This window comes from Burkholderia sp. Ax-1719 (assembly GCF_011753055.1).
Lineage (GTDB): Bacteria > Pseudomonadota > Gammaproteobacteria > Burkholderiales > Burkholderiaceae > Paraburkholderia.
In genome coordinates this window covers 29,471-42,475 of the sequence record NZ_VWWJ01000028.1, presented here as the reverse complement: position 1 = coordinate 42,475, position 13,005 = coordinate 29,471, and the positions used below count along the sequence as shown (strand labels likewise).

11 protein-coding genes are annotated in these 13,005 nt (G+C 64.2%); 10 read left to right on the top strand and 1 reads right to left on the bottom strand.

What is annotated here, in order from left to right; all coding sequences use genetic code 11:
- The first annotated feature begins 62 nt into the window (after positions 1 to 62).
- From F3J17_RS31195 to F3J17_RS31165, 7 genes are all read left to right on the top strand, one after another.
- Positions 63 to 2,864, top strand: a complete 2,802-nt coding sequence (locus F3J17_RS31195) for a monovalent cation/H+ antiporter subunit A (protein WP_167068716.1) — start codon at positions 63 to 65, stop codon at positions 2,862 to 2,864.
- On the top strand, positions 2,864 to 3,247 hold the full coding sequence (locus tag F3J17_RS31190; RefSeq protein WP_167068712.1) for a Na+/H+ antiporter subunit C: 384 nt from the start codon (positions 2,864 to 2,866) through the stop codon (positions 3,245 to 3,247). Before F3J17_RS31195 ends, F3J17_RS31190 begins: the two co-directional genes overlap by 1 nt.
- A complete protein-coding gene (locus F3J17_RS31185) occupies positions 3,244 to 4,881 on the top strand; it encodes a monovalent cation/H+ antiporter subunit D (protein WP_167068709.1) in 1,638 nt (545 codons plus the stop codon). Before F3J17_RS31190 ends, F3J17_RS31185 begins: the two co-directional genes overlap by 4 nt.
- 5 nt (positions 4,882 to 4,886) lie before the next feature.
- Positions 4,887 to 5,381 (top strand): Na+/H+ antiporter subunit E, encoded by a 495-nt coding sequence (locus F3J17_RS31180; RefSeq protein ID WP_167068706.1) that lies wholly within the window; start codon positions 4,887 to 4,889, stop codon positions 5,379 to 5,381.
- The gene (locus F3J17_RS31175; RefSeq protein WP_167068703.1) at positions 5,375 to 5,650 is read left to right on the top strand and encodes a K+/H+ antiporter subunit F; all 276 of its coding nucleotides are present in this window, start codon (positions 5,375 to 5,377) and stop codon (positions 5,648 to 5,650) included. Before F3J17_RS31180 ends, F3J17_RS31175 begins: the two co-directional genes overlap by 7 nt.
- Before the next feature lie 26 nt (positions 5,651 to 5,676).
- A complete protein-coding gene (locus tag F3J17_RS31170; protein WP_167068700.1) occupies positions 5,677 to 6,126 on the top strand; it encodes a Na+/H+ antiporter subunit G in 450 nt (149 codons plus the stop codon).
- A gap of 411 nt (positions 6,127 to 6,537) precedes the next feature.
- Positions 6,538 to 7,326 carry a DUF4397 domain-containing protein gene (locus tag F3J17_RS31165; RefSeq protein WP_167068697.1) on the top strand — a complete coding sequence of 263 codons (789 nt, stop codon included), beginning with the start codon at positions 6,538 to 6,540 and terminating at the stop codon, positions 7,324 to 7,326.
- 35 nt (positions 7,327 to 7,361) lie between these two features.
- Here F3J17_RS31165 and F3J17_RS31160 read toward each other — a convergent pair whose 3' ends face one another.
- Positions 7,362 to 8,264, bottom strand: coding sequence for a LysR family transcriptional regulator (locus tag F3J17_RS31160; protein ID WP_167068694.1), 903 nt, complete (start codon positions 8,262 to 8,264; stop codon positions 7,362 to 7,364).
- A gap of 183 nt (positions 8,265 to 8,447) precedes the next feature.
- Between F3J17_RS31160 and F3J17_RS31155 the strand changes: the two genes are divergently transcribed.
- The 3 genes from F3J17_RS31155 to F3J17_RS31145 are packed head-to-tail and all read left to right on the top strand — an operon-like array spanning position 8,448 to position 12,988.
- Positions 8,448 to 10,583: a 3-hydroxyacyl-CoA dehydrogenase NAD-binding domain-containing protein gene (locus tag F3J17_RS31155; protein WP_167068691.1), complete on the top strand. Its 2,136-nt coding sequence runs from the start codon at positions 8,448 to 8,450 to the stop codon at positions 10,581 to 10,583.
- Positions 10,584 to 10,634: 51 nt separating this feature from the next.
- Positions 10,635 to 11,831 carry an acyl-CoA dehydrogenase family protein gene (locus F3J17_RS31150; RefSeq protein WP_167068688.1) on the top strand — a complete coding sequence of 399 codons (1,197 nt, stop codon included), beginning with the start codon at positions 10,635 to 10,637 and terminating at the stop codon, positions 11,829 to 11,831.
- A gap of 11 nt (positions 11,832 to 11,842) precedes the next feature.
- A complete protein-coding gene (locus tag F3J17_RS31145) occupies positions 11,843 to 12,988 on the top strand; it encodes an acyl-CoA dehydrogenase (protein WP_167068685.1) in 1,146 nt (381 codons plus the stop codon).
- Positions 12,989 to 13,005: the final 17 nt, after the last annotated feature.

Below are 13,005 nucleotides of genomic sequence, written 5' to 3'. Positions count from 1 at the left end.
GGCAAGGGGCAAACGACACGCATCGTCCAGACACGCGCGGTCGAATTCCCGGAGAGCATCGAATGGCATTGGGGTGGCTGGTCGTACTTCCGTTCATCGCGGCGGCGCTGGTCGCGCTCATGCCTGCCCGTCTGCGCCCGCTCTCGACATGGATCGCGTTTGCGGCGGCGCTGTTCGGTCTCGGCCTGCTGCTGAGCGAGCGCGTAGGCATGGCCACCTTCGGCGTCATGCAATGGCGGCGCGAATGGGTGCCCGACATCGGCCTCGCGCTTTCACTGCGTCTCGACGGCCTTTCCTTCATGTTCGCGCTGCTGGTGCTCGCCATCGGCCTGCTGGTATTCATCTACGCGCGTTACTACCTCGCGGGCAATGACGCGCTGCCGCGCCTCTATCTGCTGCTCCTGCTCTTCATGGGCGCGATGCTGGGCGTGGTGCTGGCGAACAATCTGCTGCTGCTCGTGATCTTCTGGGAACTGACGAGTCTGGTCTCGTTCCTGCTGATCGGCTTCTGGCCGTCGCGGCCCGATGGACGGCGCGGAGCGCGCATGGCGCTCACCATCACGGGCGCGGGCGGTCTCGCGCTGCTCGCGGCGGTGCTGCTGATCGGGCATGTGTGCGGCAGCTACGAACTCAACGACGTGCTCGCGCAAGCGCCCAGAATCCAGCACGATCCGCTTTATCCGGCGATTCTGCTGCTCACGCTACTTGCGGCGTTCACGAAGTCGGCGCAGTTTCCGTTTCACCTCTGGCTGCCGCATGCGATGTCCGCGCCCACGCCTGTTTCGTCCTACCTCCATTCGGCGACGATGGTGAAGGCCGGCGTGTTCCTGCTCGCGCGCCTCTACCCGATCTTCGAAGGCACCGATCTGTGGACCTATACGGCCACGCTGGTTGGCCTGGTCACTCTCGTGGGCGGCGCGTCGATGGCGCTATTCCAGCGCGATCTGAAAGGCCTGCTGGCCTATTCGACGATCAGCCATCTCGGCCTGATCGTGTTGCTGTTCGGCCTCGACACGCAGCTATCCACCGTCGCCGCGCTGTTTCACACGGTGAATCACGCCGTCTTCAAGGCGTCGCTCTTCATGGCCGCGGGCATCATCGATCATGAAACCGGCACGCGCGATCTCGGGCGCCTGCGCGGCCTGCGCAAGACCATGCCGCATACGGCCGTGCTCGCGAGCGTGGCTTCGCTGGCGATGGCCGGCGTGCCCTTGCTCAACGGTTTTCTATCGAAGGAAATGTTCTTCGGCGAAACGCTCGCGCAAGGCATGTTCGGTCCGTTCAACTGGGCGATTCCGGTGGTGGCAATCGCAGCGGCGGCGCTCTCCGTTGCGTATTCGCTGCGCTTCGTGTGGGGCGTGTTTTTCGATGGCGCGACGCCGCACGATCTGCCCCACTATCCGCCTCATGAGCCGCCGCGCTTCATGAAACTGCCGGTGGAAATTCTCGTCGTGATCTGTCTGCTGATCGGCCTGTTTCCGCAGCACACGATTGGCCGCCTGCTCGCCTCGGCGGCGTGGTTCACACTGGGTGGCAAACTGCCCGACTACAGCCTGAGCATCTGGCACGGCATCAACACGCCGCTCATCATGAGCGTGGTGTCGTTCGCGGCGGGCGCGGCACTGTTCTTCCTGCGTCGCGATGCGTTCCGCCATCATCGCTCGGTGCTCTCGGACATGAACGCGAGCGAGGGCTTCGACCGCCTGGTGCAACGCCTCGAAAAAGGCGCAGCGGTGATCGTGCGCGTGTTCGAAACGCGTTCTCTGCCCGCCTACCTGTCCTGGATGATCGCGGCGATGCTGATCGTGCCGGGCGCGTATTTCTTCGCACTCGGCGCATGGGGCGGCACCCTCGCGCCGCTGCCCATCGACGCGCTCACACTCTGCGGCCTCGTACTGATGGCGCTGCTTGCGGTGGGCGTGGTGCTGGTGCGCCAGCACACGCTCTATGCGCTCATCATGCTGAGCACCTGCGGTCTGCTCGTCACACTCGCCTTCGCGCGCTTTTCCGCGCCCGATCTCGCACTCACGCAGGTGTCGGTGGAAGTCGTCACGGTGCTGCTGCTGGTGCTGGCGATCTACTTCCTGCCCAATCTGCAGCCGGTGGTCGAAACGATTCCCGTGCGCCTGCGCAACGGCCTGCTCGCGCTGATGGGCGGCGGCCTGCTTGGCAGCGTGGCGTATGAAGTGATGACGCGCGAGCCGGCGCAAGGCATCGCGCCGTATTTCCTCGCCAATGCCTTGCCCGGCAGCGGCGGGCATAACGTGGTGAACGTGATCCTGGTGGATTTTCGCGGCTTCGATACGATGGTCGAAGTGAGCGTGCTGGTGGTCGCGGGCCTGGCCGTCAAGGCGCTGCTGCGCGGCCTGCGTCTGAAGGCGCCGGGCACGGGACCAGGCGGCCTGCCGTGGTCGTCGCAATCGCATCCGCTGCTGCTGGCGATCCTTGCGCGACTGATGCTGCCGCTCACCATGCTGGTTGCCGTGTTCGTGTTCCTGCGCGGCCACAATCTGCCCGGCGGCGGCTTCATCGCTTCGCTGATTGTGTCGGTTGCTCTGCTGCTGCAATACGTGGCGAGCGGCGTGCTCTGGACCGAATCGCGCATCCGCATCCAGTATCGCGCGCTCGCGGGGCTTGGCCTTCTGGTTGCGGCCGCAACGGGTTTAGGTAGCCTCGCCTTCGGGTATCCGTTCCTCACCAGTTCGTTCGGACATTTCCATTTGCCGCTGATCGGTGAAATCGAATTGAGTACGGCCATGCTCTTCGATCTGGGTGTGCTGGGTGCGGTAGTGGGCACGACGCTGACGATCGTTTCGCACCTGGGCGTGCGCGACAAGGATATGCAATCCGTGGAGAAAAGCTGATGGAAGCCGCCTTCGCCGCCGCAATCGGCGTGCTGTGCGCCAGCGGCATCTATCTGCTGCTGTGCGCGCGCGTGTTCCCCGTGATCCTCGGCATCACGCTGTTTTCGTATGCGATCAATCTGTTCCTGCTCGGCATGGGCAGACTGTCGACCGGCAAGCCGCCCGTCATTGCGCCCGGCGCGCAATATGCCGATCCCGTGCCGCAAGCGCTGGTGCTCACGGCCATCGTGATCGGCTTTGCGATGACGGCCTTCACGGTCGTCCTCGCGCTGCGCTCGCTCGCGATGACGGGCAGCGATCACGTCAACGGCGACGCCATCGGCGAAAGCAGTAGCAGTAACGGCGGCAAGGCCACACGCGAACAGGAGACGCTCGGCGCATGAACCACGCCCTTCTGCTCCCGATCCTGATCCCGCTGTTCGCGGCGGGCGCCATCGTCGCGCTGCCGGTGCGCGCGAAGCGTCTGCAACGCGCGATCAATGCCGTGGCCATCGTCGCGCTGTTGCCCGTGGCCGGCTTTTTAACCGCGCACGCAGCGCAAGGCGAGATCGCCACTTACGCGCTGGGCGCGTGGCCTGCGCCGTTCGGCATCGTGCTGCAACTCGACCGGCTAGGCGCGCTGATGCTCCTGCTGACCGCCGTGCTGGCCTGCTGCTGCCTGCTGGGCACCTCAAGCGCCGACGCGCGGCGCGGCCGCTATTTCCGCGCGCTGTTCCAGTTCGAGTTGATGGGCCTGAACGGCGCGTTTCTCGCGGGCGATCTGTTCAATCTGTTCGTGTTCTTCGAACTGCTGCTGATCGCTTCCTACGCGCTGCTGCTGCACGGCGGCGGTACACGGCGCGTGCGCAATGGCCTGCACTATCTGCTGATGAACCTCGTCGGCTCGTCGTTCTTTCTGATTGCGCTGGGCGTGCTGTACGGCATCACGGGCACGCTCAACATGGCCGATATGGGCGAGCGTCTTGCGCACCTCGATCCCGCCACGCTGCCACTCGCGCGCTTCGCGGGCGCGACGCTGATGCTGGTGTTCGGCCTCAAGGCCGCCGTGTTCCCGATGTCGTTCTGGCTGCCACAGGCGTATCGCAGCGCCATCGGGCCGGTGGCGGCGCTGTTCGCGATCATGACCAAGGTGGGCATCTACGCGATGCTGCGTTGCGACGCGCTCGTGTTCGGGCTGGGCGCGGGCGGCGTGCTCGATGCCTTCATGCGCGACTGGGCATGGTGGCTCGCCATCGCGACGATCGTGTTTGGCGCGTTGGGTGCGCTCGCCGTATCGAGCCTCAAGACCACGACCGGCTATCTGGTCCTCGTCTCGGTGGGATTGCTGATCGCCGCCATCACGCAGCAGACGCCGCTCGCGTGGAGCGCGCTGCTCTACTACCTCATCAGCACGACGCTGTGTTCGGGCGCGCTGTTCCTGCTTGCCGATACGCTCGAACCGGAAGCGGTCGCGACGACGGATACGCTGGAGCCCGCTTCGCTCGAAGCACTCGACGACGCCGCAGCAGCCGCGATCTCGCCGGAATCCGACGGCGCGGCCGTCGCGGCGGCGCGCGCGACGCATGCGCCCTGGCCTTCCAACGTCGCGGGAGTGCTGTATCTGGTCGCAGCCGTGGGCGCGGCAGGTCTGCCGCCGCTCTCGGGCTTTCTGGGCAAGGCGATGGTGCTCGCAGCCACGCCGATGAGCGACGCGGTCATACTGTGGCCCGCCGTGCTGGCGTCCAGCCTGCTGCTGATCGTTGCGTTGAGCCGCACCGGCACGCGCCTGCTATGGGCCGAACCCGCCGCGCGCGCCGCCGCAAGCGCCCCGGCGCGCGCACCGCGCGGCAGTTCGGCAAAGCTCGCGGCCTGTGCGCTGCTGCTGGGCTGCGTGGCGGCGGCCACGCTGGGCGCGGGGTCGCTGCGTCAGTATCTCGACGCCACCGCCGCCCAGCTATTCGATCGCTCCGCGTACGTGCACGCGATCCTGCCGGCCGCATCGGCTGCATCGGCGGCTACGCCTGCAAGTGGAGGCTGAACAACATGCTCAAACGCCTCTTTCCGCATCCCTGGCTCAGCGCCGTGCTGCTCGTCTGCTGGGTCCTGCTGATGAACGACGTCTCGCCGGGCAACCTGCTGCTCGGTGCGGTGCTCGGCATCGTGATCGCTTTCTGCATTGGCGAAGGTCTGTGGCTGCAGCCGGTGCGCTTTGGCAAGCCGTGGCTGCTGCTGCGTCTATTCGGCCACGTGCTGGTCGATATCGTCGTGGCCAACGTGGAAGTGGCGCTGCTCGTGCTAGGCCCCACAAAGCGTCTGCGCCCGGCCTTTATCGAAGTGCCGCTCGACAGCACACACGAAATCGCACTCACGGCGCTCATCAGCATCGTCTCGCTTAGCCCCGGTACGCTCTGCGCCGAACTCAGCGACGACCGCACGCGCCTGATCGTGCACGTCCTCGATCTGGCCGACGAAGCCGCGCTCGTCGCCTCGATCAAGTCCCGTTATGAAGCCCCGCTGCTGGAGATATTCGCATGCTAGCCATCGTGATTCCGGTCTCGTTCGCGATCCTCGGCGTCGCGTTCCTGCTCACGCTCGTGCGCCTGTTGCGCGGCCCTTCGCTGCCCGATCGCATCGTTGCACTCGACACGCTCAACATCAACGCCATCGCGCTGATCGTGGTGTACGGCATCAGCCTGCGCTCGACCGTGTTCTTCGAAGCCGCGCTGCTGATCGCCGTGATGGGCTTCGTCGGCACCGTCGCGCTGACGAAGTATCTGCAGCGCGGCGACATCATCGAGCTCAACTAATCGAAGCAAAGGAAAAAGGCCCGCCGATGCAAACCGTCGTCGAAGCGATCGTGTCCGTGCTGCTGCTCGTGGGCAGCCTGTTTACGCTGATCGGCGCAATCGGGCTGTTTCGCCTGCCCGACTTCTTCATGCGTCTGCATGGCCCGACCAAATCCACCACGCTGGGCGTGGGCGGCATCGTGCTCGCCTCGGTGATCTACTTCAGCGCTCACAACAATTACGCAAGCCTGCATGAATTGCTGATTCCCGCATTTCTATTTCTCACTGCGCCAATCAGCGCGCACATGCTCGCGAAAGCGGGCATTCAGCAACGCGTGCCGCTCTCGGGCGTCACGCGCGGCCGCCCGCCCGCAACGGGCGCCTGCGCCGAGCAGGGCGATACGCGCGAACATGAAGAAGGTGAAAGCGAAAGCGCAGCGTCGACCGGCATTGCGCAAAACACGCGCCCGACGCGTGAGCCCGATCAAGGCGCGTGAATCCCGCTGTATTTGTAAAAGTCGCCAGCAACGGCACGACGATTCGCTCGCAATTCGCTTAATGTCCTTTTAAAGCGCGTTTAAAGATCGCTTAAAGCCGATCAACGGCGCGCCTGGATCTCTTTCTCTATTCTCTTCGCTCATTCGACCGCACGCGCAGCAGCCTTGCTGCGCGCCATCTCGCCTTGCTGCCGTTACGCCTGGTTACGACTTCGCCCGCGGGTTGGCAAACCAGCGGCACAGCGATTGCTGATCTCGCTCGCCCGGATGCAACATCGCAATCCCCCTGGGTCTGCGAACGAACGCTAAAGGCATAACCAGAAGCAGAGAAATAAATAAACGCGCGCAATACAACGCCCAATACAACGCGCGACTTCTACAGCTAAACCGAGACTCGATGAGGTGGACACGATGAAGACGATTCGCACTCTGGCTGCGCTTATGGGCGCAGCGGCCGTATTGACCGCCTGCGGCGGCAGCAGCGGCAGCGACGTAGGCAAGGAACTAGGCCTGACGAACCCCGAAATCCATTTCGTGCATGCCCTGCCGGGCGGACCTAACGTGGACTTCCTCGTCAACGGCAGCGCACTGCAAACCAATATCGCGTACAAGCAGGTCACGAACTTCGCGAATATCAACACGGGCAACACCAACGTCGCGTATGCCAGCACCGGCACAACGACGGCCATCGCCAGCGGCAATTTCCCCGACGTCGCCAAGGGCCACGAATATACGGTGCTCGCGCTGCCCGCGCTGACCGGCGGCGATATCGGCCTGATCGACGATCCGTTCGACAAGGGCCTGCTGTCCAATAGCGCACGCGTGCGCGCCTTCAACGCCACGGCCAACGCGCAGAATCTGGACATCTATATCGTCGCGCCCAACACCGATATCAACACGGTCTCGCCGACCATGGCAGGCGTGGCCTTCAAGAATGCGGTGCCGGCTAGCGGCCAGGATTCGAACTATCTGAACGGAGGCACGTATGTGGCCATCGTGACAGCGGCCGGGTCGAAGACGGCGATCTTCCAGTCGGCCTCGTTCAGTCTGGGCAATAACGCCGACTGGCTGATTACCTCGGTGCCGATCGCCGGCACGCTGTCGCAACTCGCGCCCGGCCAGATTCACCTGCTGGTCGCGCAAGGCGGCAATACCTCGCAACCGGCAGTGGAATTGACGAACCAGTTGACCGGTCAGTAAGAACGTAAGCGCGGGACCTGGGGCGCGTGACACATTCAGGCCCCGCGTCCCGCCTTTTGCGCCTCAGCCAGAACGAAGTCGATAAACGTGGACGCCGCGCGCGTGTGATGACGGTTCGGCATGTAGAGCATGTACATATGCGTGCCAAAAATGCTCAGACGCCACGCGTCGAGCGACGTCACCACCTGGCCCGCGCGCATATCGTCGTGCACCACGTAATCCGGCACGATACCCACGCCCAGTCCCGCCAGAACGGCCTGGCGTAAAAACAGAAAGTTCTCCGAAATAATCGAAGGCTCCAGCAATACTTCGTGGCGCGCCTCCTTGAGGTACGCCGCCAGCCGCAATTGCCGCCCCACCACCGTCGCGGTGATGAGCGGTGCGCGCGCCAGATCCTCCAGCGTTTCAGGCATGCCGTGCTCCGCCGCCCATTGCGCCGACGCGCACGCAATGTACTTCACCGCGCCCATATCGCGCGCCACCAGATTCTGCGGCGGCTCGTGCATCACCCGCACGGCGATATCGACTTCATCGCGCAGCAGGTCTTCCACGCGATTTTCGAACATCACATCGAGCACAATGCCCGGATAGAGCCGCTTGAAGCGGATCAGCCAATCCGACATCACCAGTTGCCCGTAACCGCTCGGCACGGAAAGCCGCACGCGGCCCTGCAGACTTTGCCCTAGCGTGGAAACGGATTCGTGCGCGGCCAGCAGCGCGTTCTGGATCGTGCGGCCGTGTTCGTAGAGTTTCAGGCCGATCTCGGTCGGCTCAACGCGCCGCGTAGTGCGCCGCACCAGTTGCAGCCCGATCGATTTTTCCAGGTGGTTGAGGTGGTAGCTCACGTTCGCGCGGCTCATCTTCAGGCGGCGCGCGGCCTCGCTCAGATTGCCCGCGTCGAGGATTTCCACCAGCAGCGTCAGCGCATTAACGTCCACAAACCGATCCCATCCGGAAGCCTTCGATTGTCAAAGATTCTTTGACAGCATGTCAACGAACGATGGGATTGTCAATGAACCTTGGCATCCACACAATAAAGTCCAATATTGGAGAACCGCCGCCTGGGCCATGCACCTTCTTATGCACCTTCCGGTCGGCCCCTAAATCTGGAGACACGCTTCATGGCACTCGATCCGGCCGCATCCCCCCTTTCCGCCGCCCCCGTCACGCATGAGCTGCGCGGCAAGGTGCTGCTCGTCACTATCGATAATCCGCCCGTCAATGCGCTAGGCGTCGATGTGCGCCGCGGCCTCGCCGCCGCCATCGAGCACGCCGAAGCGAGCGCCGCCGTGCAGGCCGTGCTGATCGTCGGCGCGGGGCGCAACTTTATCGCCGGCGCGGATATCCGCGAATTCGGCAAGCCGCCTCAAACGCCCGCGCTGCCCGACGTCTGCAACCGTATCGAAGCGAGCCACAAGCCGGTGATCGCGGCGATTCATGGCGCGGCGCTCGGCGGCGGTCTGGAAATCGCCCTGGCCGCCCACTATCGCCTCGCGGTGGCGGGCGCGAAGCTCGGCCTGCCCGAGGTGCAACTGGGCCTGCTGCCCGGCGCGGGCGGCACGCAGCGCACGCCGCGTCTGATTGGCGCGGAGGCCGCGCTGTCGCTGATGCTGAGCGGCAAGCACATCGGCGCGCAGGAAGCGCTGAAACTCGGTCTCGTCGATCGCGTGGGGGCGAGCGACGATATCCTCGCCGAAGGTCTCGCTTACGCGCAGGAATTGCTGGCCGCGCACGCGCCCGTGCGCCGCACGCGCGACGCGCAGGCGCTGGCCGACCGCGCCGCCGCCCAGGCCGCCATCGACGCCGCGCGCACCGAAACCGCGAAGAAGTCGCGTGGTCTGTTCTCGCCGCTAAAGATCGTCGATTGCGTGCAGGCCGCGCTCGATCAGTCGTTCGAGGAAGGCCAGCGCGTCGAGCGCAAGCTGTTCCTCGAATGCCTGGAAAGCCCGCAGCGCGCGGGCCTCGTGCACGCCTTCTTCGCCGAGCGCGAAGTGCAGAAAACGCCTGAAGCGAAAAGCGCCAAACCGCGCGCGATTGAAACCGTCGGCGTGGTGGGCGGCGGCACGATGGGCGCGGGCATCGCCGTGGCCGTGCTCGACGCCGGCTTGCCCGTCACGATGATCGAGCGCGACGACGCCTCGCTCGCACGCGGCCGCGCGCATGTGGAAAAGGTCTACGACGGTTTGATCGCGAAGGGCCGCATGAAGCCCGAAGCGAAGGACGCGATTCTCGCGCGCTTTAGCGGCAGCACCTCGTACGATGCGCTCGCACAAGTCGATCTGGTGATCGAGGCGGTGTTCGAAGAGATGGGCGTCAAGCAGGCCGTGTTCGCCGAACTCGACCGCGTCTGCAAGCCGGGCGCGGTGCTGGCCACCAACACCTCGTATCTCGACATCGACGCCATCGCAAACAGCGTGAAGCGCCCGCAGGACGTGATCGGCCTGCACTTCTTCTCGCCGGCCAACATCATGAAGCTGCTGGAAGTGGTGGTGCCGAGCCAGGTCAGCGCGGATGTCGTGGCCACCGCGTTCGAACTCGCGAAGAAGCTGCGCAAGGTGCCCGTGCGCGCGGGCGTGTGCGACGGCTTTATCGGCAATCGCGTTCTCGCGGTGTATCGCACGGCCGCCGATCATCTGATGGAAGACGGCGCATCGCCGTATCAGATCGACAAGGCCGTGCGCGAATTCGGCTATCCCATGGGCCCGTATCAGGTGGTCGATCTTGCGGGCGGCGACATCGGCTGGGCCACGCGCAAACGCCGCGCTGCCACGCGCGATCCGAAAGCGCGTTATGTGCAGATCGCCGACCGTCTGTGCGAGCGCGGCCGGTTCGGCCAGAAGACGGGTCGTGGTTTCTATCTCTATCCGGAAGGCGCGCGCGTGGGCACGCCCGACCCCGAAGTCGAATCGATCATCCGCACGGAACGCGAACGCGCGGGCATCGAGCCGCGCAGCTTCAGCGACGAAGAAATTCTGCGCCGCTACATGGCCGCGATGATCAACGAAGGTGCGAACGTCGTGCGCGAAAAAATCGCGCTGCGCCCGCTCGATGTGGACGTGACCTTCCTCTACGGCTACGGCTTTCCGCGTCATCGCGGCGGCCCGATGCATTACGCCGATACCGTGGGGCTCGCCAAAGTGCTGGCCGATATCCGCGAATTCGCCAAGGAAGATCCGCTGTTCTGGAAGCCCTCGCCGCTGCTCGTCGAGCTGGTTGAACGCGGCGAAAACTTCGCCAGCCTGAACACGACGGTTTGATTGCGAACGCAACAAATCACGGATCAAGCGTCATCGGATAAAGAGTTAAACATGGACCTCAAATTTACCGCCGAAGAAGAAGCCTTCCGCAGCGAAGTGCTCGACTTCCTGCGCGAGCGGCTGCCGCAGCGCATCGCCAGCAAGGTGCGCAACGGCCAGCACCTCACGCGCGAAGATATGGCGCAATGGCATGCCATCCTCAACGAAAAGGGCTGGCTCGCGAATCACTGGCCGAAGGAATACGGCGGCCCTGGCTGGAGCGCCGTGCAGAAGTTTATCTTCGAAAACGAATGCGCAATTGCCGCCGCGCCGCGCATCGTGCCGTTCGGTGTGAACATGCTCGGGCCGGTGCTGATCAAGTACGGCAACGAAGCGCAGAAACTCTACTGGCTGCCGCGTATTCTCGACGGTTCGGACTGGTGGTGTCAGGGCTATTCGGAGCCGGGCGCGGGTTCAGATCTCGCCGCCGTGCGCACTACCGCGGTTCGCCAGGGCGATCACTACGTCGTCAATGGCCAGAAGACATGGACCACGCTCGGCCATTACGCGAACATGATCTTCTGCCTCGTGCGCACCGCGACCGACGTGCGCAAGCAGGAGGGCATCAGCTTCCTGCTGATCGACATGAATACGCCGGGCATCGAAGTGCGCCCGATCGTCACGCTCGACGGCGAGCATGAGGTTAACGAAGTGTTTTTCACCGACGTGCGCGTGCCGGTTGAAAACCTCGTCGGCGAGGAGAACAAGGGCTGGACTTACGCGAAATACCTGCTCACGTATGAGCGCACCAATATCGCGGGCGTGGGCTTTTCGGTGGCAGCGCTCGCGCGTCTGAAACAGGCCGCGCAGAAAGTCACGCGCAATGGCAAGCCGCTGGCGCAAGACCCGCAATTCGCCGCGCGCCTCGCGAAGGTCGAGATCGATCTGGAAAACATGAAGACCACCAATCTGCGCGTGATTGCAGCGGTGGCGGGTGGTGGCGTGCCGGGCGCGGAAAGCTCGATGCTCAAGATTCGCGGCACGGAAATCCGTCAGGAAATTGCCTCGCTGCTGCGTCGGGCGATGGGCCCGTATGCCGCGCCGTTCGTCGAAGAAGCGTTGCAGGAAGGTTTCGATGGCGAATCCATCGGCCCCGATGAAGCCGCCAGCGCCGCCGCGCTTTACTTCAACAACCGCAAGCTGTCGATTTTCGGCGGCTCCAATGAAATCCAGAAGAACATCATCTCCAAGATGATTCTCGGTCTCTAAGAGGTCTTGCGATGAATTTCCAGCACACCGAAGACCGCCGCATGCTTGCGGATACGCTCAATCGTTTCATCTCGGAGCAGTACGGTTTTGAAACGCGCGATAAAATCGCGCGCTCCAGTGAAGGTTTCAGCGCGGAGATGTGGCGGCGTTTTGCCGATCTGGGCGTGATCGGCGCGCTGTTCGACGAGGCCGATGGTGGCTTCGGCGGTCAGGGTTTCGATGTCGCCGTGGTGTTCGAGGCGCTTGGGCGCGGTCTCGTGGTCGAGCCGTTCCTCGATACGCTGATCGTGGGCCGCTCGCTCGCGCATGCGGGCAATGAGGCGCAGCGCGAACGCATTGCATCGCTGATCGACGGCTCGCAGATCGCGGCGCTCGCGCACGACGAACCGGGCTCGCACTACGAAGCCGCGCGCGTGAGCACGCGTGCGGAAAAGAATGGCGACGGCTGGCTGCTGCGAGGCGCGAAAGGCGTCGTGCAGCACGCGGAACACGCCGATGTTTTGCTAGTGTCGGCGCGCACATCGGGTAATGAATTCGACGAAAACGGCATTTCGCTGTTCCTCGTTCCGCGCTCGGCCGCAGGCGTGAGCGTGCGCGGTTATCGCAAGATCGACGGCGGACGCGCGGCGGAAGTCACGCTCGACAACGTGACGGTTGGCGCGGATGCCCTGCTCGGCGCGCCGGGCAGCGGCTTCGCCACGCTCGAACACGCGAGCGGCTACGGCCTGCTCGCGCTCGCCGCAGAAGCGCTGGGCGCCATGGACGTGGCGCGCGATTTCACGCTCGACTATCTGCGCACGCGCAAGCAGTTCGGCGTGCCGCTCGGCAGCTTCCAGGCCTTGCAGCACCGCATGGCCGATCTGCTGCTCGATATCGAGCAATCGCGTTCGGCGGTCATCAACGCGGCAGCCGCGATCGATGCGCCGCGCGTGCAGCGCGAGCGCGCATTGTCGGCGGCGAAGTACACCATCGGCGGCGTCGGCGCGCGCGTGGCCGAAGAGTCGATCCAGTTGCATGGCGGCATCGGCATGACATGGGAACTGCCGCTCGCGCACTACGCCAAGCGCCTCGTGATGATCGATCATCAACTCGGCGACGAGGATCATCATCTCGCGCGTTACATCGCGCTGAACGCACTGGAAAGCGCCGCGGCGTGAATCTGGCTTGGGCCGGG

Bases quoted from the DNA above. Each gene is read 5' to 3' on its own strand.
- F3J17_RS31165 (WP_167068697.1), top strand. From the start codon at position 6,538: ATGAAGACGATTCGCACTCTGGCTGCGCTTATGGGCGCAGCGGCCGTA.
- F3J17_RS31185 (WP_167068709.1), top strand. From the start codon at position 3,244: ATGAACCACGCCCTTCTGCTCCCGATCCTGATCCCGCTGTTCGCGGCG.
- F3J17_RS31170 (WP_167068700.1), top strand. From the start codon at position 5,677: ATGCAAACCGTCGTCGAAGCGATCGTGTCCGTGCTGCTGCTCGTGGGC.
- F3J17_RS31180 (WP_167068706.1), top strand. From the start codon at position 4,887: ATGCTCAAACGCCTCTTTCCGCATCCCTGGCTCAGCGCCGTGCTGCTC.
- F3J17_RS31195 (WP_167068716.1), top strand. From the start codon at position 63: ATGGCATTGGGGTGGCTGGTCGTACTTCCGTTCATCGCGGCGGCGCTG.
- F3J17_RS31145 (WP_167068685.1), top strand. From the start codon at position 11,843: ATGAATTTCCAGCACACCGAAGACCGCCGCATGCTTGCGGATACGCTC.
- F3J17_RS31155 (WP_167068691.1), top strand. From the start codon at position 8,448: ATGGCACTCGATCCGGCCGCATCCCCCCTTTCCGCCGCCCCCGTCACG.
- F3J17_RS31175 (WP_167068703.1), top strand. From the start codon at position 5,375: ATGCTAGCCATCGTGATTCCGGTCTCGTTCGCGATCCTCGGCGTCGCG.
- F3J17_RS31150 (WP_167068688.1), top strand. From the start codon at position 10,635: ATGGACCTCAAATTTACCGCCGAAGAAGAAGCCTTCCGCAGCGAAGTG.
- F3J17_RS31190 (WP_167068712.1), top strand. From the start codon at position 2,864: ATGGAAGCCGCCTTCGCCGCCGCAATCGGCGTGCTGTGCGCCAGCGGC.